Consider the following 20808-nt stretch of genomic DNA (forward strand, 5'->3'; position numbering starts at 1 on the left):
CGCCGCGCCGGCAGTCGATCATGATCATGTCCTCCCCGACCGGCATCGGCCTGCGCCAGCCGCACTATGCACGGGTGCTCGAAGAGCGCCCGCCGCTGGGCTTCGTCGAAGTGCACAGCGAGAACTTCTTTCACGAAGGCGGCGCGGCGCTGCAGGTGCTGCAGCGCGCGCGCGAATGCTACCCGCTGAGTCTGCACGGCGTCGGTCTGGCACTGGCGTCGGCCGACGGCGGCGGCGATGCGCACGTCGAGCGGCTGGCTGCGCTGGTGGATCGCTTCGAGCCGGCGCTGGTGTCGGAACACCTGTGCTGGGGCCGGATCGCTGACCGCCACTACAACGACCTGCTGCCCTTCCCGTACACCAGTGAGGCGCTGGCGCTGGTTGCCGGCCGCGTATCCGCACTGCAGGACCGGTTGAAGCGGCCGGTGCTGCTCGAAAACCTGTCGACCTACGTGCAGTTCCGCGACAGCGAAATGAGCGAAGCCGATTTCCTGGCGGAACTGGTCTGCCTGACCGGCTGCGGTCTGCTGCTCGATCTGAACAATCTCTATGTGAATGCGCGCAACTTCGGCGGTGACCCGCTGGACGTGCTCGACCGCCTGCCGATGCACGCGGTCGGCGAAATCCATCTGGCCGGTCACGCGGTCACCGAACACGGCCTGATCGACACCCACGGCAGCTGCGTCTGCGACGACGTATGGGCGCTGCTGCGCGATGTGCGGCAGCGCGGTGTCGGCGCGCCGGCGTTGATCGAGTGGGACACCGACCTGCCCGATCTCGACCTGCTGCTGGCCGAGGCGGCGCAGGCCGACCGCATCGGTGGCCATCATGCGGAGCATCCTCGTGCCCGCGCTGCTTGAAGTCCAGCGCCGCTTCGGCGCCGCGCTGTCGTCGGCCGACGGCGAGGACGATGCGCTGCCGCTGCTGGCGGGCAACGACGTTCGCAACCGGGCGCTGCTGTCGATCTACCGCGCCACCTCGATCGCCAACGCCACGGCGGCACTGCGGCTGGCCTACCCGGTCTGCCGGCAGATCACCGGCGACGACTACTTCGATGCGCTGGCGCGCCGCTATCGCGCGGCCTGTCCGTCGCGCGACGGCGACCTGAACCGTTACGGCGACCGCTTCGCCGCCTTCCTCGATGGCTTCGAACCGGTGCGCGCGCTGCCCTATCTGCCGGACGTCGCCCGTCTCGAATGGTCGGTGCATGTGGCAACGACGGCAGCCGACGCGCGGCCGGCAGGCGGCGAGCTGTTCGCCGGCCTGGCGCCCGACGCACTGGCGGCACTGCGCGTGCGCATGACGCCCGGCTTCGCACTGCACGCCAGCCGCTGGCCGGTGGCCGACATCTGGCTGCAACACCCGCCGGAGGCCGGTGGTCCGCACGCGCGCGAGCTCACCATCGACCTCGATCTTCCGCAACACGCCGTCGTCTGGCGCGAAGGCTACCGCGTGCGCGTCGGCGCGCTGCAACCGGCAACGCATGCCTTCTGGCAGGCGCTGGTCGATGGCGCGCCGGTGGGCGAAGCGTGGGCTGCAGCCAGCGCGACCGACCCGCATTTCGATCTTGCAGCGGCCATTGCGCAGGCACTTGCCGGCGGCTGGCTGCACCTGCCTGTCACCCCGGGAGCGCCCGCATGAATGCCGTCCTTCGTCTTTACGACTTTGCCCTGCCGTTCGCCCGCCTGGCCGATTACGGCCGTCCGCTGCTGCTGCTTGCCTTGCGCCTCTATATCGCCTCGGTCTTCTTCAAGGCCGGCCTGACCAAGATCGAGGACTGGGACACCACGCTCTTCCTGTTCACCGAGGAATATTCGGTGCCGCTGCTGCCGCCGGCGCTGGCCGCGCTGCTCGGCACTGCCGGCGAACTGCTGCTGCCGCCGCTGCTCGCCATCGGCCTGGCCGGTCGCTTCGCCGCGCTCGGACTGACCGTCGTCAATGCGATGGCGCTGATGGCGTATCCTGCGCTGTGGGCCTTCGAGTGCCCGGCTGCCGTGCAGTCCCATCTGTGGTGGGGCGCCGGCCTGCTGGCTGTGCTTGCTTTCGGGCCTGGCCTGCTGTCCGCCGATCACTGGCTGGTCCGCTGGCGCGCGACGCGGTGAAACATCCGGCAACACTGCGGTCATCGTTTGCGGGAACATGACCCGCACCATGCCTGCCCCATCCATATTCCATCCAGGGCAAGGCATCGTGCAATCGAAAAACAATACCCTGTATGCGCTGCTCGCCAGCGCTTGTCTGATCGTCGCCGCACCGGCGCTTGCCGATGAAGGCAACCATGTGTTGAGTCTGCAGCTGGGTCCCTACGTCCACCACTGGGACCACGATCCGGACCACAAGAACACGCCCGGCCTGATCGGTCTCGAATACATGGCGCCGTCGCAGTGGCTGGCCGGCGCATCCTTCCTGCGCAACTCCTTCGATCAGCCGACCGAGTACTACTACGCCGGCAAGCGCTGGGACCTGGACTCGATCAGTTCCAATCTTTACGTGAAGGTGACTGCCGGTGCGCTGCTCGGCTACACCGGTCGCTACGAGGACAAGATTCCGTTCAACCACAATGGTGTGGCCTTCGCCGTCATTCCGGCGCTCGGCTACCAGGTGGACCGCTACAGCGCGCAGGTGGCGCTGCTGGGCACCGCCGGCGTCATGTTCACCTTCGGCATTGATCTGGCGAAGTGGTGAACGTAGGCTGACGCTCCAGATATCCGTCGAGGTCCATCCATGTCCATCAGTCTGCTCGGCGCCGTCAAGGCAGTCCCCTGGGGCGACGTCATCGCCGCCGCACCGTCTGTCGTGCAGGGCGCCAACGCGCTGTGGGAGCGTGTCGCGAAGAAGCGGAAGAAGGGCGAGGAGCCATCCGTGGTCGCGCCGCCCGGCGCCAGCGACGACGTACGCATCGCTGCGCTGGAACAGGCGGTGACGGAATTGCAGAAGGAGGCGCTCGCCTCGTCCCAGCTCATCCGCACGCTGGCCGAACAGAACGCGCAACTGGTGAGCGAGATCGGGGCGCTCAGGTTGCGCGTCCGCGTCATCACCGTGGCCGGGACCGGGCTGCTGGTGTTCGTCGTCATCGCGCTGGCGACGATGCTGTCGCGCTGAGCACGACCACGCCGCGGTCGATGCTGCGCGCTGAGCGCTCCAGAACGGGATGAAGAAGCAGTGGGCGGAACCGCCCGGAGGCGGTCCGCGTTACGGGCGTCCGGCCGGTCAGGCGACGGCGCGGTACTGATCGCGCAGCAGGCGGATCTGGTCGTGGTTGCGCTGCACGCCGGCCAGCTGGCGCTGCACCACGATGCGCACGTCGGACGGCAGCGGCTGGAACAGCGCCTCGCGGTAGCGCTGCAGCGCTTTGTCCTCGCCGCGTTCGGCCTCGTTCAGCATGGCCACATTGTCGTCACCCGGCAGTGCGCTGCGCAGCGACACCCAGCCGCGGTGCAGGGCGCCGCTCACAGTGCCGCTGGTATCGGGTTCGCCGCCGGATGCGGCAACGATCTGCTGAAGTTCGAGTGCGGCCGCGCGGCATTCCAGCGCGCGGTTGTTGAACAGCGCCTTGAGCTGTCCGGCCTGGGCGTGCTCGGCGCATTCGTTGAAGCCGTACTCGCCATCCTTGCAGGTTTCGATCAGGGTGTTCAGGACTTCGATGACAGTGCGATTGCTCATGACGTCTCCTCGGTGATGAGTGCGGCGACGTGCCGCCGAATCCTCATCCTAGGTGTGCGCTGCCATGAGGGCTGTGGGTGTCCGACGTAGGACAGCGTAGTCCTGCGCCGACCCGGGCGGGATGTCTTCCCGCCCGAACCGTGGCTTACAGCTTGAAGCGTCCGACCAGTTCGCCCAGATGGTCGGAGGCGCGTCCGATCTGCGACAGCGTGGCCGAGGTGCGCTGGATCGCCTCGTCGGTGTTCTGCACCACTTCGGACGCCTGCTCCGCCGACTGCGCCAGCGCGGTGGTGGCGGCCGACTGTTCCTGAGTCGCTTCGGCGATCTCGCGTACCCGTTCGGCGGCGCGCTGCATGCCGGCCTCGATGCCGCCGATCTCCTCGGCCACGCGGGCGGCGCGCTCGACGCCCGACTCGACCGCTTCGCGCGTGCTGTTCATGCTGTCCACCGCGCGGTCGGTTTCGCTGTGCATGGCGGCGATCATGTCGCGGATTTCGGTGGTGGCATTGCTGGTGCGTTCGGCCAGCTTGCGCACCTCGTCGGCGACGACGGCGAAACCGCGGCCCTGCTCGCCAGCGCGGGCGGCTTCGATCGCGGCATTGAGCGCGAGCAGATTGGTCTGGTCGGCGATTTCACGGATCACCTGCACGATGCCGTTGATTTGCACCGAACGTTCGGCCAGGCCGGTCAGCGAACCGGCCAGTGTTTCCATGCTGCCGGCGATGTCGCGCATATGCGTCTGCATGCCGCGCACCGCCTCGCCACTGCGCTGCGACGCGGTGTGCGTGTCCAGCATGACACCATTGGCGTCGTTGGCGTGACTGGCGATGTGGCCGATCGACACCGTGATTTCCTCGATGGTCGCCGCGTTGTCACCGGTGGTGCCGGCCAGCGAGCGCGAACTGCCGGCGATGTGGCTGGTGGCGTCCGACACTTCGCGGATGCCGCCGACCAGCGTGTGGCTCTGATCGCGCACTTCGATGAACATGCGCTGCAGGCTGCCGAGGAAGGCGTTCACCGAGGTGGCGACGCGACCCAGCTCGTCCCTGCTGCGGGTTTCCGGCAGGCGGCGCGTCAGGTCGCCTTCACCGCTGGCCAGCGCCTGCATCGCGTCGGCCAGGGTTTCCAGCGGCCGGGTCATCGCACCGAGCAGTGCGAACAGCACGCCGGCGGTCAGCAGCACGCTGACGATGCCCATGACGATGGCGGTGTTGCGCAGCGCGTTGGCCGACGCGGTGATCACGTCTTCCGGCACCGACACCACGCTGCCCCACCAGGCGTCGCCGTCGCTCAGCGACACGCGCTGCAGGAAGTGGCGCACGCCGGCGGCGTCGCGCCACTGCAGGCTGCGACCTTCGCGCAGCGCGGCCAGTGCGTCGGCCGGCAGATCGGCGGCCGGCTTGCCGATGCGGGCGGCGTCGGTGTGCGCGACGACGAGGCCGGACGGCGCGTACAGCGCAACGGTGCCGACGTCGAAGGGCTTGATGCGGCCGAGGTCGTCGGCCAGCCGGTCGAGCGCCATATCGACGCCGGCGATGCCGGCGAAGCGGCCATTGACGGCCAGCGGCTTGACCAGCGAGGTGATCAGCATCTTCCGGCCGCCGACCACGTATTCATAAGGCTCGGCGAGATAGGCGCGGCCGGTCTTCTTCGGCTGCTGGTAATAGTCACCGGCCCCCGGCTTGTCGTAATCGACCAGCGCTTCGACCGACAGCTTGTCGCCGCTGCGGCTCCAGTAAGGCACGAAGCGGCCGCTGGCGTCATGACCGGTGCTGCCGGCGAAGTCGGCATCGCGACCGTCGAAGGCGTTGGCTTCCCAGCCGGTGTAGACGCCCAGCAGTGCCGGGCGGCCTTCCAGCGTACGGCGCAGCAGGCGGCTGACCGCGTCGCGGTCGGGCGAGCCCTTCGCGTGCAGGCCTTCGAGCGACAGTGCCAGCGTGGACGACACGGCCATCGCTTCGTCGAGGTTGGCGCCGACGTCGTGCGCGACCGAGGCGGCCACGCTCTCAGCCCGTGCCAGACCCTGTTCCAGCACCGCCTGATGGCTGCGCCAGGCGAGCACCCCCAGCGTGACCGAGAAGCAGAGCAGGACGGTGATGACTGTGGATGCCAGCAGCTTGGTGCGCAGACTCAGGGCGTGCAGATTCATGATCGACCTCGTTCTTGAGTGAGAAGGGGTTGACGACGATCAAGAAAGTTTCTTTAGGGGAAAAATTTGTGAACGCAATGCACCATTTCCTGCCGGGCTGGAAGGGCGGCGCCAGACCGGCTATCTTCTCCGCCCCGTAATGTCCGATGCTGCCCGACCGTGGATATCCTGACCCCTCGTCTGTTGCTGCGACCGATGAGCGCCGACTTCCTGCAGGCGTCGGCCGAGGGTTGCGGTGTGCGGGATCTGTCCGGGCTGATCGGTCTGACGGTCGCCGAGGACTGGCTCGCCGAAGCCGATCTGGCGGCACTGCGACTGGCCGACCTGAGGTCTGACCCGGACTATGCGCCGTGGTCGGTGCGCGCCGTCGCCCTGCGCGACAGCGGTGAAATGGTCGGCCACGCCGGCTTTCACACGCGGCCGGCGCCGGAGTATCTGCTGCCCTACGCGCCGGACGGCGTCGAGACTGGCTACACCGTCTATCCGCCGCACCGCCGCCGCGGCCTCGGCCGCGAAGCGTTGATCGCGCTGCTGCGTTGGGCACATCTCGATCAGGGCGTGCCGCGTTTCATCGCCTCGGTGCGGCCGGACAATCTCGCCTCGTGCTCCTTGCTGGCCAGCACGGGCTTCCGTCGCATCGCCTCCTTCATCGACGAGGTCGACGGGCTGGAGTACGTGATGCGGCTCGACCCGCCGGCGTTGCGCCGCCTGCTGAAGGCCGTGGACGACCTTTAGTCGGGCAGCCCGAACACGACGACCGCATCGCCCTGGCGGTAGCCCCAGATCGCGCTGCCGCCAGCGGCTACCGCGACGTAGGGCTTGCCGTCGAGCACGTAGGCGATCGGCGGCGCATTGACGCCGGCGCCGGTCTGGAAGCGCCACAGCCGCTTGCCCGAGAGGCTGTCGAAGGCCGACAGATGGCCGTCGCCCTCGCCGGTGAACACGACGCCGGACTTCAGCGCCAGCACGCCGCCGATCAGTGGCTGATCGGTCCTCACCGTCCACTTCAGCTTGCCGCGCTTCTTCAGGTCGATCGCCGCCAGCACGCCCCATTGCGCCTCGTCCGCCGGTTCCATGCTGTCATAGCGCTGCGCCGGCTTGTCGGCGGTGGCCGCACTTTCCTTGATCCAGTAGCGCATGGGCATGTGCATCGCGGCGACGAAGGCCAGACCGCGTTGTGTGTCCAGCGCGGCAGGTGACCAGTTAACCCCGCCCGCCACGCCCGGCGTGATGCGCGTGCCTTCGCGGCTGGCGGCGGCGAACAGGTTGTCCTGTGGCACGAAGGCGTCGGACTTGTAGAGCAGGGCGCCGGTGGCGCGATCGTGCACGTAGAACCAGCCCAGCTTGGACGCCTGGCCGACCGCCGGCACGACGCGGCCGTCCGGCTCGCGATGGTCGAACAGTACCGGCGGACTGGCCACGTCGTAGCCCCACTTGTCGTGCGGAATCTGCTGGAAGTGCCAGGCGTGGCGGCCGGTCTTCGCGTCGATGGCGACCAGCGAGGCGGTATACAGATTGTCACCCGGGCGAGTGCTGTCGTTGATCTGCGGGCTCGGATTGCCGGTGCCGAAGTAGAGCAGGCCGCTCTTTGCGTCGTAGGCCGGCGCGTTCCATACCGAGCCGCCGCCGTATTCCCAGGCGTCGGCGTACTTGCCGGCATTGGCGCGTTCCTCGGCAATATTGCGGTTCAGCGGCAGGCCGTCGGCGGTGCGCTCGACGAAATCGCCCTCCCAGCCGCCCTCCGCCGGCTTGCGCACGGTGTCGAACTGCCACACGCGCTTGCCGGTCTTCGCGTCGAAGGCGGCGAGAAAGCCGATGCCGCCGTACTTGCCGGCGATGCCCACGACGGCGGCCAGCTGGCCGGCGCGGCCTTGGGCATCGATGTGCAGGCCATAGCCGACGCCGTTGATGCCGACGATCACCTTGCCGTCCACCACCAGCGGCGCCGCTGCCGCGCCCACCCCCGAGCCGCCGCCGACCTCGCCCTTGATGCCTTCACCGCTTTCGGTCAGTGCGCTGTCCGGCCGCGCCAGTTCGATGTCCCAGGCCGGTTTGCCGGTGGTGGCGTCGAGTGCCACCAGGCGGGCATCGACGGTGGCGACGAACACGCGGCCGTCGTCCACCGCCACCCCGCGGTTGGCCGGGCCGCAGCACAGCTTCTCGGTGCGCTTCCGGTGCGTGTAACGCCACAGCTCGGCGCCGGTCCGCGCATCCAGCGCGACCACGTGCGAACCGGGCAGTGACACATACATGCGGCCCCCGGTGACGATGGGCGTCGCCTGGAAGGTTGCGGCGACGCCGCTCTGGTAGATCCACTTCGGCACCAGCTTCTTCACCGTCTTCGGCGTGATTGCCGGCAGGTCGGCCAGCCGCGTGTTGGCATGGTCCAGGCCGAAGGTGGGCCAGTCGCGGTCCTTCTGTGCGGCGGCGGGCAGGGCGAGCGCGAGCAGTACGAGGGGCAGGAGGTGGCGGCGCATGGTGTCCGGCGGTGACGGAAAGCGACGATGCTAGCGCAGTCGCCCCTGCAGTCGTTACGTTCGGCGTGGCCGAGTAAAATCGCCGGATGAGCTCCGACAGCACCACTCTCTCCCCGGCCGCCGAGGCCCCCACACCTTTCGTCCACCTGCGCATCCACAGCGAGTACTCGGTGGTCGATGGCATCGTCACCGTCGATGCGGCGGTCAAGGCCGCCGCGAAGGATGGCATGCCGGCGATCGCCATTTCCGATCTCGCCAACGTGTTCGGCCTGGTCAAGCTGTACAAGGCGGCGCGCGGCAAGGGCGTGAAGCCGATCTGCGCGGTCGATGTCTATGTCAGCAACGACGCCGAGCGCGACAAGCCGCATCGCCTGCTGCTGCTGGCGCGCAACCGCGAGGGCTACGGCACCTTGTGCCGGCTGCTTACCCGTGCCTACCTGGAAAACAAGTACCGCGGCCGCGCCGAGCTGCGCCGCGAGTGGCTGGAGCGCGATGCCGAGGGCACGGCCGGTCTGATCGCGCTGTCCGGCGGCATGCTGGGCGACGTTGGCATGGCGCTGCTGGCCGGCAATATGGATTCGGCACGCCGTGCGGCGGCCGAATGGCTGCGGCTGTTCGACGGCGACTTCCACATCGAGCTGCAGCGCGCCGGCCACCCGAATACCGAAACCTATATCGCCGACGCCTGCGCGCTGGCGTCGGAAATGGACATCCCGGTCGTGGCCACCCACCCGGTGCAGTTCATGTCGCCGGACGACTTCAAGGCGCACGAGGCGCGCGTCTGCATCGCCCAGGGCTATGTACTGAGCGACAAGCGCCGGCCGCGCGATTTCACCGAGCAGCAGTACTTCAAGACCTCGGCCGAAATGGCCGCGCTGTTCGCCGACATTCCGGAGGCTCTGCACAACGCGGTCGAACTGGCGCGCCGCTGCAACCTGACGCTGACGCTGGGCAAGAACTACCTGCCGCAGTTCCCGACGCCGCCCGGCATGACCATCGACGAGTTCATGATCGCCGAGGCGAAAGCGGGCCTGGAGAAGCGTCTGGCCCAGCTCTACCCGGACGAGACGGTGCGCGAGCAGAAGCGGCCGGAATACGAGGCGCGGCTCAAGTTCGAGTGCGACACCATCATCCAGATGGGCTTCCCCGGCTACTTCCTCATCGTGGCCGACTTCATCAACTGGGCGAAGAAGAACGGCGTTCCGGTCGGCCCCGGTCGGGGGTCGGGCGCCGGCTCGCTGGTCGCCTACTCGCTCGGCATCACCGACCTCGACCCGCTGGCCTACGCGCTGCTGTTCGAGCGCTTCCTGAATCCGGAGCGGGTGTCCATGCCCGACTTCGACGTGGACTTCTGCCAGGACAACCGCTGGAAGGTGATCGAGTACGTGCGCCAGAAGTACGGCGCCGACGCGGTGAGCCAGATTGCCACCTACGGCACGATGGCGTCGCGTGCGGTCATCCGCGACGTCGGCCGCGTGCTCGACATGGGTTACAACTTCTGCGACCAGCTGTCCAAGCTGATCCCGGTGGTGCAGAACAAGCCGCTGTCGCTGGCCGAGGCGCGCGAACAGGCGCCGCAGCTGGCCGAGCGCGAACAGGCCGAGGAGGAAGTGCGGGAGCTGCTGCGCCTCGCCGAACCGCTGGAAGGCCTGACCCGCGGCGTCGGCATGCACGCCGGCGGCGTGCTGATTGCGCCGGGCAAGCTCACCGACTTCTGCCCGCTCTACCAGCAGGATGGCGACGACGCTTCGCCGGTGAGCCAGTTCGACAAAGACGACGTCGAAGCCATCGGCCTGGTGAAGTTCGATTTTCTCGGTCTGCGCAACCTGACGATTATCGAGCTGGCGGTCGACTACATCGAGCGCATGACCGGCAACCGGCCCGACCTGCTGAGCCTGCCCTTCACCGATCCGGCCGCTTACCAGATCCTGAAGGATGCCAACACCACCGCCATCTTCCAGCTTGAATCCGAGGGCATGAAGAAGCTGCTCGGCAAGCTCGCACCGGACCGTTTCGAGGACATCATCGCCGTGCTGGCGCTCTACCGGCCGGGCCCGCTCGGCTCGGGCATGGTGGATGACTTCATCCTGCGCAAGAAGGGCCAGCAGGCGATCGACTATTTCCACCCGGACCTGGAAGCCTGCCTGTCGCCGACCTATGGCGTCATCGTGTACCAGGAACAGGTGATGCAGATTTCGCAGATCATCGGCGGCTACACGCTCGGTGGTGCGGACATGCTGCGCCGGGCGATGGGCAAGAAGAAGCCGGAGGAGATGGCCAAGCACCGCGAAACCATCGCCGCCGGTGCGAAGGAGAAGGGCTACGACCCGGCGCTGGCCGAACAGCTGTTCGACCTGATGACCAAGTTCGCGGAATACGGCTTCAACAAGTCGCACACCGCCGCCTACGCCGTCGTCACCTACCACACCGCCTGGCTGAAGGCCCACCACTGCGCCGCCTTCATGGCCGCGTCGCTGTCGTCCGACATGGACAACACCGACACGGTGAATATCTTCTACCTCGACGCGAAGAAGAACCGGCTCACCATCCTGCCGCCGGACGTCAACGAGTCCGAATACCGTTTCGTGCCGGTGTCGCGCAGCGAAATCCGCTACGGCCTCGGCGCGGTCAAGGGCACCGGCGAGCAGGCGGTGAACTGCATTCTCGAAGCCCGCAAGTCGGGCGGGCCGTTCAAGGACATTTTCGATTTCTGCCTGCGCGTCGACCGCCGCATGGTGAACCGCCGCACCATCGAGGCGCTGATCCGTGCCGGCGCCTTCGACGCGACGATCGCCGGCACGCCGCACGACCGCAACACGCTGATGAGCAGCGTCGCGCTGGCGATGGAGGCGGCCGAACAGGCGGCGGCCAACGCGCACCAGGGCGGCCTGTTCGACGACGCCCCCAGCGGCACCGGCGCGCGCGCGCCGGAGTATGTGCAGGTCAAGCCGTGGAGCGAGCGCGAAAAGCTGGCCAACGAGAAGCAGGCGCTCGGTTTCTACCTGTCCGGCCATCCCTATAACAGCTACGCACAGGAGTTCTCGCGCTTCGCCCGGCGCAAGCTGGCCCAGCTCGAATCGTCGCGCGATCCGACCGTGGTCGCCGGTCTGGTCGTCAGTTCGCGCGTGCAGATGACGCGTCGCGGCAAGATGGCCTTCGTCGCGCTCGACGACGGCACGGCGCAGATCGAGGTGTCGGTGTTCAACGAACTGTACGAAGCGTCGCGCAACAAGCTGCGCGAGGACGAAGTGCTGGTGGTCGAGGGCCGGGCGCAGTTCGATGAGTATTCGAACTCGATGCGCGTCGTCGCCGACAGCCTGCTCAGTGCCGGCGAGGCACGCGCCCGCTTCGCGCGCCGGCTCGAACTGAAGCTGAACGGCGAAGTGGCCACGCTCGGTGCGCACGCCGCCTGCGCCCGGCTGCGCAGTCTGCTCGAACCCTTCCGCACCGAAAGCGGCTGCGCGGTCCGCCTGCACTACCGCAGCAACGACGCCGTCGCGCCGCTCGATTTCGGCGATCCGTGGCGGGTCCGGCTCGACGACGCGCTGTTCGATGGTCTGCGCGACTGGCTGCCGGCCGACGCGGTATCGGTGGCGTACGCATGAGCGCCCTCGCCCGGCCGCCCGAAGAGGTCGCTCACCCTCCCTCGGGGAGGTGGTCGCGCAGTGACCGGAGGGTCGTGGCATGAGCGCCCTCGCCCGGCCGCCCGAAGAGGTCGCTCACCCTCCCTCGGGGAGGTGGTCACGCAGTGACCGGAGGGCCGTGGAATGAACGCCCTCGCCCGGCCGCCCGAAGAGGGCGCTCACGCTCCCACGGGGAGGTGGTCACGCAGTGACCGGAGGGTCGTGGCATGAGCGCGCGCTGGCTGGACCGGGCACTGCTCGACGCGGTGGTTGCCGAGGCGCAGCGCAGCCCGCGCCGACGGATGAACCGCAACTTCCATCCGCACGACGATCATCCGGCGCACCGCCTGCTCAATGCCATCGAACCCGACAGCTATGTCAGACCCCACCGACATCTCGATCCGCTGAAGGATGAAACCATCCTCTGCGTGAAGGGTCGATTGGGGTGCATCCTTTTCGACGACAGCGGTGCAGTGCAGGAAACCTGCGTGCTGGCACCCGGTGGCGAGCGCTTCGGCGTCGATATCGCGCACGGTCAGTTTCACAGTCTGGTGGCCCTCGAACCCGGCTCTGTCATGTTCGAGGCGAAAGCGGGCCCCTACCGTGCGCTGACCGAGGCCGAATTCGCGCCCTGGGCACCGGCCGACGGTGAGCCGGCGCGGCGCTGGCTGGACTGGATGCAGGGTCTGTTCGATGGCGAACGGATGCGCTGACCCGCTCACTGGGGCATACTGCCTTACAGGCCGGAGGTCACGAAATTACACAGTCACCCTTCAGTCCGCGTTGCGCGTGCCGTGAACGCTTTCTGAACCGGTTATTTCCTACGGATACAGAATCGCCGTGCAGACCGCCCGAATAGCATTGCTCGAAGACGACCCGGTACAGGTCGAAATCCTTGGCAGTTGGCTGCGTGCCGCCGGCCATGACATCCACACCTTCATGCGCTCTCGCGACCTGATGCGAGAAGCCGTGCGGGAAAGTTATGACCTGCTGCTGATCGACTGGGAGCTGCCCGATCTGCCAGGCGCCGACGTGCTGCGCTGGCTGCGCAACGAGCGCGGGCTGACGATCCCGGTCATCTTCGTCACCGCCCGGCAGGACGAGAACGACATCGTGACCGCGCTGGCCGCGGGCGCCGACGACTACATCGTCAAGCCGGCGCGACGCATGGAACTGCTCACCCGCATCGAAGCCGTGCTGCGGCGCAGCCGCCCGCCGGCCGACCAGCCGGTGATCGATGCCGCGCCCTACCAGTTCGACATGAATTCGCACACCGCCCGCCTCAACGGCGAGGTGATAGACCTGACCGAGCGCGAGTTCGAACTGGCCGTCTTCCTGTTCCGCAACGTCGGCCGCCTGGTGTCGCGCGGCCACCTGCTCGAATCGCTGTGGGGCCGCAAGGGCGACGTGCCGACGCGCACCGTAGACACCCACATGTCGCGCGTGCGCTCGAAGCTCGCGCTGCGGCCGGAGAACGGCTACCGCCTCGCCTCGACCTACAACTACGGTTATCGACTGGAACGCGTGGCCGACGACGGCAAGCGGGCGGAAGAACAGCCGGCTGCCTGAGATGTCGGTCCACCAATGAAAAAGGAGCCTCGCGGCTCCTTTTTCATTTCCAAGACCGCCGATTACTTCTGCAGTGAATCGCGGATCTGGCGCAGCAGCACGACTTCTTCCGGCGGCTCGGCCGGTGCCTCCGGTGCAGCAGGCTCTTCGCGCTTCAGCCGGTTGATCTGTTTCACCATGATGAAGATGATGAAGGCGAGGATGACGAAGTTCAGCGCGACGGTGAGGAAGCTGCCCCACGCGAACACCGGCACGCCGGCCTTCTTCAGGTCGGCCAGCGTTTCCGGCACGCCCGGCGGGATGTCCTTCAGCACGATGAAGAACTGACTGAAATCGAGGCCGCCGAACAGCGCACCGACGATGGGCATGATCAGGTCGCCGACGACGGAGTCGACGATTTTGCCGAAGGCTGCGCCGATGATGACGCCGACCGCCAGGTCGACCACATTGCCCTTCATGGCGAAGGCTTTGAATTCGGACATGAAGCTCATGCGGTTCTCCTCTTTCGGTGGGGATGTCTGAGTCTGCAGCGAGCGCGAAGATAGCACAGGCGACTGTGTGCGCTGCGTCCGGCCGGTGCGTGGGCTTCTCTGTTACGCTCGCGGACCATCGTGCTCATCGAGTGTCTGGTCGGGCGCTGTCATCCTGACCGGTCGCCATCGCGTGCCGCGGTTCGTCGCTACCTGATTCGCCTGCCATGTCCTTGCGTGTGCCCGCCCGGCGGCAGGCGCCGCGGCGTGACCGGAGGTCGACGACACCGGTCCGCCTGTTTCGCATGGAGAAGGCATGAAAGTACTGAAATACGCAGCATTCGCGCTGGGCGGTATTGCAGCGCTGCTGGCCGCCGTCGTGCTCTACGTCGCCATCACCTTCGATGCGGCGAAGCTCAAGGACGAACTGAAGCGCGTCGTGCAGGAGCAGAAGCAGCGCACGCTCGACATCGAAGGCGATGTCGATCTGTCCTTCTACCCCAATCTCGGTCTCCGTCTGGGTCGCACCACGCTGTCCGAACAAAGCAGTGCCGAACGTTTCGCACAGGTCGATGCCGCACGCGTGTCGGTCGCAGTGATGCCGCTGCTGTCGGGCGCACTGGTGGTGGACGAGATTCGCATCGAAGGCGCCTACATCCAGATCACGCGGCACAAGGACGGCAGCTTCAATTTCAGCGACCTGCTGTCCGACGACAGCGATGACAGTTCGCCGGTCAGGTTCGACGTCGCCGGACTGAAGCTGTCGCGTTCGGCACTGGCCTTCCGCGACGAGACCTCGGGCGCTGCGCACCAGCTGGAAGAGATCGAACTGTCGCTCGGCAAGCTGGCCAATGCCGCGCGCGGCAAGCTCGACCTGGCGGCGCACCTCAAATCCACGCAGCCGGTCATCGACAGCCGCATCGTGCTGGCCGCTACCTACGACTACGATCTGCCGGCGCAGCGTTACGCGCTCGACGATCTGAGCATGAGGGTCGATGGCGAGGCGCTCGATCTGCAGGCGCTGAAGGCGACGCTGGGTGCGTCCCGCATCGCGCTGGTGGGCGAAGGCCAGCTGGAACTGCAGAAGCTGCAGCTCGACGCCGTGGCGACCCGCGATGGCGAGGCGCTGAGCGCCAAGCTGTCGGCACCGGCGGTGCAGCTGGCTGACGGCGCGCTGCGCGGCGGCGACGTCAGCTTCAGCGCGCGGCTCGAATCGAAGGCGCGCTCCGCGGATCTGGCGCTGCAGTTCAAGGGGCTGGAGGGCAGCGCGCAGGAGGTCAGGGCCAGCGGTCTGGTGCTGAACGTCGATGCGCGGATGAACGACGCCACGGTCAAGGCCGCGCTGCAGACGCCGCTGAACGTGCGCATCGATGGCCCGTCCATCGATCTGCCTTCGCTGGACGGCACCGTCGATGTCGCTCACCCGGCACTGCCGATGAAGACGGTGAAGCTGCCGGTCAAGGGCGCGCTGCAGGCCGACGTCGGCAAGCAGACCGCGGCGCTCGACCTCGACACCCGGCTCGACGACAGCCAGATCAAGCTGAAGCTCGGTGCCACCCGGTTCGATCCGCTGGTGCTGAATTTCGATGTCGACATCGACCGCCTCGACGTCGACCGCTACCTGCCGCCGGCGAAGGCGGACGCCAAGTCGACCGGCAATGCCGACGACACGCCGGTCGACCTGTCGGCGCTGCGCGGCCTCAACGCCAGCGGCAGCGTCAAGGTGGGCGAACTGCAGGTGTCCGGCGTGCGGATGACGAATGTGCGGCTGACCGTGAAGGCCGCCAATGGCAAGGTCGATGTCGCACCGCTGTCGGCGGCGCTCTACCGCGGCACCGCCAGCGGCGCGCTGAGCCTGAACGCGGAAGGCAATCGCATTGCGCTGAAGCAGACCCTGGCCGACATCGACATCCATCCGCTGCTCAAGGACGCGGCGGACAAGGACCTGCTGGAAGGCCGCGGCAACGTGTCGCTCGACCTGGTGACGGCCGGCGGCACGGTCGGCGCGCTGAAGAAGGCGCTTGACGGCAGCGCCTCGCTGAAGCTGCGCGACGGCGCGATCCGTGGCATCAATCTGGCGAAAAGCCTGCGCGAGGCGAAGGCAGCGCTGGGCGGTGGCGCAGCGGCGGCGCAGAAGGCGAACGCGACTGAAAAGACCGATTTCTCGGAAATGAGCGCCAGCTTCCGCATCAAGGACGGCATCGCGCGCAACGACGATCTGGCGGCCAGTTCGCCCTTCCTGCGACTGGCCGGTGCCGGCACCATCGACCTGCCCGGATCCAGTCTCGACTACCTTGCAAAGGTGACGCTTGCGGCGACCAGCAAGGGTCAGGACGGCAAGGCGGCGGCCGACCTCAGAGGCGTCACCGTGCCGGTGCGCCTGTACGGGCCGTTCGCCAGCCTGGACTACCGGATCGAGTTCGGCGACCTGGTCAAGGACGCCGCGCGCGCCAAGGTCGAGGAACAGACGCAGAAGCTGCAGGAGAAGGCGAAGGAGAAGGTCGAGCAGCAGGTCGGCGACAAGCTGAAGGGCCTGCTCGGGCGCTGACCCCCGGCCGCGAGGCCAGCCGGTCAGCGCGCGGCGTTCAGAGCGGAATTTCCCAGCTGGCGCCGATGGCGGCGATGCCGGCGCGGGCGACGATGGCGTCCTCGCTCGACTTGACGCCGGATACGCCGACGCCGCCGACGCATTCCCCATCGACGATGATCATTTCGCCGCCTTCCAGCGGCAGTACCGGCATGCGCAGCGCGGCCAGACGGCCGCTGTTCACGACGTCCTCGATTGCCTTGCTCGGCTTGCGCGCCAGCGCGCAGGTGCGGGCCTTCTCGGGGGCGATCTGGGTGCTCATCGGCGGCGCGCCGTCGAGGCGCTGCAGCCACATCAGGTTGCCGCCGTCGTCGACGATGGCAATGGTGACCGGCCAGTTGCGTTTCAGTGCTTCGGCCTCGGCGGCGGCAGCGATCTGCTTCGCGTCGTCGAGCGTGAGGGTGAGGCGGCTCTTCATTCGGTTGTCTCCGTCAGGTTCTTGGGCTGACGAGGAATCCCGGTGCGTGCGCACGCGGTACTGCGATTCCCCGGCGACGCTTGGCCGTGACGGGTGGTCCGGCGGGGCGCAGGCGCGGAAGGTTGTTCGCGCGCACTGTGCGTCAGGCTGATTCGGCTGGAGGGTGTTCCGCTCGCGGTACAGACGGGCTGTCCGCGACTGCCGGCTCTACCGGCAGCAAGGACCACATCCTACACTGTCGGCTGCCCGCCTGAGACGGGTCAGAACGCACAGAGAACAACAGAGAGGAGCATCCGCATGACCAGCAATCTGGGTATCGACCTGTACTCGCCGAAGGAGATCGCGGAAAAGGTCGAGAACATCGGCGTCGTCAAGGCCAATCTGCCGCTGCGCACGATGGCCATGCTGGGCATCCTGGCCGGCGCCTTCATCAGCTTCGGCGCGCTCTATTTCACGCTGGTCGCCAGCGACGCTTCGCTCGGCTTCGCACTGACCCGGGTGCTCGGCGGGCTGGCTTTCTCGCTCGGGCTGATCCTGGTGGCAGTGGCCGGTGCCGAACTGTTCACCGGCAACAACTTCCTGGTCATGGCCTGGGCCGAGGGGCGCATTCCGTTCAGCCTGCTGGCGCGCAACTGGGCCATCGTCTATGTCACGAACGCGGTTGGCGCGCTGGGCATGGTGGCGCTGGTGATGTTGTCGCACCATACCGACATGAATGGCGGCGCGGTGGCCGAAGCCTATGTGAAGGTGGCGGCCGGCAAGACCGCCAGTTCCTTCATCACCGTGTTCATGAAGGGCGTCCTGTGCAATGCGCTGGTCTGCCTCGCCGTGTGGCTGGCCACGGCAGGGCGCAGCGTGACCGACAAGGTGCTGGCCATCATCTTTCCGGTGTCGGCCTTCGTCGCCGCCGGTTTCGAGCACTGCATCGCCAATATGTATTTCATTCCGATGGGCATGCTGCTGCACGCCGGTGGCGTCGTGCCGGCGGGCGTCGACCTGTCGGGCCTGACCCTGGCCGGCATGCTGTCCAACCTGCTGGCCGCCACGCTGGGCAATATCGTCGGCGGCAGCATCCTGGTGGCCGGCGTCTACTACGTCACCTTCCGCCAGCGCAGCTGAGCGCCCCCAGACCTGCCGCTTCGCGTCAGGCCCCCCGAGGGGGGCAAGAAAACTCGGGAGCGGCCCAGCGTTCTCTTGAGTCAGCGTGCCGCGATCAGCGCGGCGGCCGCCTGTGCGGCGACGCGGCCTTCGTCGGTCGGCACGACCCACACTTCGATGCCGCTGTCGTCGCTGTCGATGCGCTGTACCGCGTCGCCGGTGGCCGCGGCGTTGCGTGCACCGTCCACGCGCACGCCCATCCACGCGAGCGCGGCGCACACGTCGGCCCGCAGGGTCGCGTCGTGTTCGCCGATGCCGCCGCTGAAGGCGATCAGGTCGAGGCCACCGATGCAGGCGGCCATCGCGCCGGCCTCCCGCACGACGCGGTAGGTGAACAGCTCGACCGCCTCGCGCGCCGCGGCGCCGGCGTCGGCGCGCAGCCGGCGCATGTCGGCCGAGATGCCGGACACGCCGAGCAGGCCGCTCTGCCGGTACAGCAGTGACTGCAGCCGGTCGTGGTCCCAGCCCTGTTCCATCAGATAGAGCAGTACGCCGGCGTCGAGCGTGCCGCTGCGTGTGCCCATCATCAGGCCGTCCAGCGCGGAGAAGCCCATGGTGGTGGCCTGGCTGCGGCCGTCGACGGCGGCGCACAGGCTGGCGCCGTTGCCGAGGTGGGCCATCAGTACGCGGCCGCTCGCGCGCGGCGAGTGCCGCTGCAGCGTGCCCATGATGTACTGGTAGGACAGGCCGTGAAAGCCGTAGCGGCGCACGCCATCGTCGTGCATCGCGCGCGGCAGCGCGAAGCGGCTCGCGACCTCCGGCAGGTCGGCGTGGAAGGCGGTGTCGAAGCAGGCGATCTGCGGCAGCGTCGGGAAGGCTTCGCGGAAGGCGCGGATGCCCGCGACGTTGTGCGGCTGGTGCAGCGGCGCCAGTGAATCGAGCCGGCTCAGGCGCGCGAGGATGTCGTCGGTGACGATGACGCTGTCGCGGAAGTCGCGGCCGCCATGGACGACGCGATGCGACACCGCGTCGATGGCCGGGATGCCGGTTTCGCTGTCCAGCAGTTCGCGCAGCCCCGCCAGCGCGGCGGCGAAGGGCGCGGCACTGGCTTCAAGCGAACGCTGGCCGCGGCGACCGTTCAGTGTCCAGCCCATGTCCGGCGTGCCGCCGGGCTCCAGACCCTGGATGCTGCCGGTCAGCAGACTGGCCTGCACCTCGCCGTCGCGCAGCGGGTGAATGGAGAACTTCAGCGTGGACGAGCCGGCGTTGACGGACAGGATGGCCATCGGTGTGGGTCCGGCTCAGTGCTGAGACCACGCTTCGCGCGGGTGGTCGCGGCGTGCGTTGTGGGCGGCCAGTAGTGCCAGCAGCGCCGAGGCGACGCGGGTCATCGGTCCGTCGGCGCGGCTGGTCAGCGCGATCGGCACACGGGCGCCGAGCACGATGCCGGAGCCGCTGGCGCCGCCCAGGTATTCCAGCTGCTTGGCAAGCATGTTGCCGCTTTCCAGATCCGGCACCGCGAGGATGTCGGCGTCGCCGGCGACCGGCGACTGGATGTGCTTCACCTGTGCCGCGCGTGCGGAGATGGCGTTGTCGAAAGCCAGCGGACCGTCGAGCAGACCGCCGGTGATCTGACCGCGGTCAGCCATCTTGCACAGCGCGGCGGCATCCAGCGTCGACGGGATGTTCGGATTGACCGTTTCGACCGCCGACAGTACGGCGACCTTGGGCAGCTTCACGCCGAGGATGCGCGCGAAGTCGATCGCGTTCTGCACGATGTCCACCTTCTCGATCAGCGACGGCCGGATGTTCAGCGCGGCGTCGGTGATCAGCAGCGGCTTGCTGTACAGCGGCACGTCGAAGCGGAACACGTGCGACATGCGACGACCGGTGCGCAGCGCCGGGCGGGACAGCACGGCGTGGATCATTTCGTCGGTGTGCAGGCTGCCCTTCATCAGGATGTCGACCTCGCCGGCGGCTGCCATGTCGGCGGCCTTGTCGGCGGCCGCGTGGCTGTGCGGTACGCCGACGATTTCGGCGGCATCGAGGTCGATGCCCGCTTCGGCGGCGAGGTGGCGGATGCGCGCTTCCGGCCCGATCAGCACCGGAATGATCAGGCCGTGGCGGGCGGAGTCCATCGCGCCGCTCAGCGATTCGACGTCACACGGGTGCACCACGCCGCAGCGCACTGGCGGAATGCCGTCGCCCAGCGCCAGCAGTTCGCGGAAGCGCGCTTCCGGATCGAACAGCCGGATCTGCGGTGCGCGCACGTGCTCCAGCCGCACCTTCCGCGTCGGCGCCAGCACGCGCGCGGTGCCGTGCAGCACACGGTCGCCCTTCTGGTTCACCACCTGGCAGTCCAGTTCGACCCGCTTCTTCGCGTCGTCCTTGCCGATCACGGTGGCGGTCACCGCCAGCGTGTCGCCGATGCGCACCGGCTTGGTGAAATGCAGCTCCTGTTCGAGGTAGATGGTGCCCGGCCCCGGGAACTGCGTGCCCAGCAGCGCCGATATCAGTGCGCCGCCCCACATGCCGTGTGCGATCACGCCGTGGAACAGCGTTTCCTCCGCGTATTCCGGATTCATGTGGGCCGGATTGGTGTCGCCCGACACCGCGGCGAAGGCCTGGATGTCGGCCAGCGACAGCGTGCGCAGCAGGCGGGCGCTCTGGCCTATCGTCAGTTCGTCGTAGGTGATGTTCTCGATCCACTCGGGAGTCGTCGTGTCGTGCTGTGCGGTGTCCATGCGCGGGCCC

The 20808-nt window shown here is 67.7% G+C and carries 18 protein-coding genes; 11 read left to right on the plus strand and 7 right to left on the minus strand.

Going from position 1 to position 20808, the window contains the following annotated elements; all coding sequences use genetic code 11:
• Window positions 1-26 precede the first annotated feature (26 nt).
• From WDZ97_RS18885 to WDZ97_RS18905, 5 genes are all read left to right on the plus strand, one after another.
• The gene (locus WDZ97_RS18885; RefSeq protein WP_425763772.1) at window positions 27-860 is read left to right on the plus strand and encodes a DUF692 domain-containing protein; all 834 of its coding nucleotides are present in this window, start codon (window positions 27-29) and stop codon (window positions 858-860) included.
• Window positions 844-1641: a putative DNA-binding domain-containing protein gene (locus tag WDZ97_RS18890; protein ID WP_425763773.1), complete on the plus strand. Its 798-nt coding sequence runs from the start codon at window positions 844-846 to the stop codon at window positions 1639-1641. Before WDZ97_RS18885 ends, WDZ97_RS18890 begins: the two co-directional genes overlap by 17 nt.
• Window positions 1638-2102, plus strand: coding sequence for a DoxX family protein (locus tag WDZ97_RS18895; RefSeq protein WP_425763774.1), 465 nt, complete (start codon window positions 1638-1640; stop codon window positions 2100-2102). The genes WDZ97_RS18890 and WDZ97_RS18895 overlap by 4 nt, the downstream gene beginning before the upstream one ends.
• 88 nt (window positions 2103-2190) lie before the next feature.
• Entirely contained in the window at window positions 2191-2685 is a 495-nt protein-coding gene (locus WDZ97_RS18900) for a hypothetical protein (protein ID WP_425763775.1), read from the plus strand.
• Between the two features lie 39 nt (window positions 2686-2724).
• Complete coding sequence (locus tag WDZ97_RS18905; protein ID WP_425763776.1) at window positions 2725-3102, plus strand: hypothetical protein; 378 nt, start codon at window positions 2725-2727, stop codon at window positions 3100-3102.
• Between the two features lie 108 nt (window positions 3103-3210).
• Here WDZ97_RS18905 and WDZ97_RS18910 read toward each other — a convergent pair whose 3' ends face one another.
• Together WDZ97_RS18910 and WDZ97_RS18915 are read right to left on the minus strand one after the other, a co-directional pair.
• On the minus strand, window positions 3211-3663 hold the full coding sequence (locus WDZ97_RS18910; protein ID WP_304000730.1) for a PA2169 family four-helix-bundle protein: 453 nt from the start codon (window positions 3661-3663) through the stop codon (window positions 3211-3213).
• A gap of 145 nt (window positions 3664-3808) precedes the next feature.
• Window positions 3809-5812 (minus strand): methyl-accepting chemotaxis protein, encoded by a 2004-nt coding sequence (locus WDZ97_RS18915; RefSeq protein WP_425763777.1) that lies wholly within the window; start codon window positions 5810-5812, stop codon window positions 3809-3811.
• A 195-nt stretch (window positions 5813-6007) separates the two neighbouring features.
• Here WDZ97_RS18915 and WDZ97_RS18920 point away from each other — a divergent pair, with 195 nt between their 5' ends.
• The gene (locus WDZ97_RS18920; protein ID WP_425763778.1) at window positions 6008-6547 is read left to right on the plus strand and encodes a GNAT family N-acetyltransferase; all 540 of its coding nucleotides are present in this window, start codon (window positions 6008-6010) and stop codon (window positions 6545-6547) included.
• Here WDZ97_RS18920 and WDZ97_RS18925 read toward each other — a convergent pair.
• A complete protein-coding gene (locus WDZ97_RS18925; RefSeq protein WP_425763779.1) occupies window positions 6544-8289 on the minus strand; it encodes a pyrroloquinoline quinone-dependent dehydrogenase in 1746 nt (581 codons plus the stop codon). The genes WDZ97_RS18920 and WDZ97_RS18925 overlap by 4 nt on opposite strands.
• Window positions 8290-8375: 86 nt before the next feature.
• Between WDZ97_RS18925 and dnaE the strand changes: the two genes are divergently transcribed.
• The 3 genes from dnaE (at window position 8376) to WDZ97_RS18940 (ending at window position 13481) form a co-directional block, all read left to right on the plus strand.
• Window positions 8376-11894 (plus strand): DNA polymerase III subunit alpha, encoded by a 3519-nt coding sequence (dnaE, locus tag WDZ97_RS18930; RefSeq protein WP_304000735.1) that lies wholly within the window; start codon window positions 8376-8378, stop codon window positions 11892-11894.
• A gap of 245 nt (window positions 11895-12139) precedes the next feature.
• Window positions 12140-12625, plus strand: coding sequence for a WbuC family cupin fold metalloprotein (locus tag WDZ97_RS18935; protein ID WP_304000736.1), 486 nt, complete (start codon window positions 12140-12142; stop codon window positions 12623-12625).
• A gap of 127 nt (window positions 12626-12752) precedes the next feature.
• Window positions 12753-13481, plus strand: coding sequence for a response regulator transcription factor (locus tag WDZ97_RS18940; protein WP_425763780.1), 729 nt, complete (start codon window positions 12753-12755; stop codon window positions 13479-13481).
• A 62-nt stretch (window positions 13482-13543) separates the two neighbouring features.
• Here WDZ97_RS18940 and mscL read toward each other — a convergent pair whose 3' ends face one another.
• Window positions 13544-13972 (minus strand): large conductance mechanosensitive channel protein MscL, encoded by a 429-nt coding sequence (gene mscL, locus WDZ97_RS18945; RefSeq protein WP_425763781.1) that lies wholly within the window; start codon window positions 13970-13972, stop codon window positions 13544-13546.
• Window positions 13973-14267: 295 nt separating this feature from the next.
• Here mscL and WDZ97_RS18950 point away from each other — a divergent pair, with 295 nt between their 5' ends.
• Window positions 14268-16499, plus strand: coding sequence for an AsmA family protein (locus WDZ97_RS18950; RefSeq protein WP_425763782.1), 2232 nt, complete (start codon window positions 14268-14270; stop codon window positions 16497-16499).
• A 37-nt stretch (window positions 16500-16536) separates the two neighbouring features.
• Here the strand turns inward: WDZ97_RS18950 and WDZ97_RS18955 are convergent, their stop codons facing one another.
• Window positions 16537-16956, minus strand: a complete 420-nt coding sequence (locus WDZ97_RS18955; RefSeq protein WP_019916318.1) for a GlcG/HbpS family heme-binding protein — start codon at window positions 16954-16956, stop codon at window positions 16537-16539.
• A 297-nt stretch (window positions 16957-17253) separates the two neighbouring features.
• Between WDZ97_RS18955 and WDZ97_RS18960 the strand changes: the two genes are divergently transcribed.
• A complete protein-coding gene (locus tag WDZ97_RS18960) occupies window positions 17254-18075 on the plus strand; it encodes a formate/nitrite transporter family protein (protein ID WP_425763783.1) in 822 nt (273 codons plus the stop codon).
• A gap of 80 nt (window positions 18076-18155) precedes the next feature.
• On the opposite strand, the gene WDZ97_RS18965 is transcribed toward WDZ97_RS18960, so the two are convergent.
• Window positions 18156-19340 carry an acetate/propionate family kinase gene (locus tag WDZ97_RS18965; protein WP_425763784.1) on the minus strand — a complete coding sequence of 395 codons (1185 nt, stop codon included), beginning with the start codon at window positions 19338-19340 and terminating at the stop codon, window positions 18156-18158.
• Between the two features lie 15 nt (window positions 19341-19355).
• Entirely contained in the window at window positions 19356-20798 is a 1443-nt protein-coding gene (locus tag WDZ97_RS18970; protein ID WP_425763785.1) for a bifunctional enoyl-CoA hydratase/phosphate acetyltransferase, read from the minus strand.
• Window positions 20799-20808 lie beyond the last annotated feature (10 nt).

The sequence above is a fragment of the Methyloversatilis sp. MC4-4 genome (genome assembly GCF_049843555.1).
Classification (GTDB): domain Bacteria; phylum Pseudomonadota; class Gammaproteobacteria; order Burkholderiales; family Rhodocyclaceae; genus Methyloversatilis; species Methyloversatilis discipulorum_B.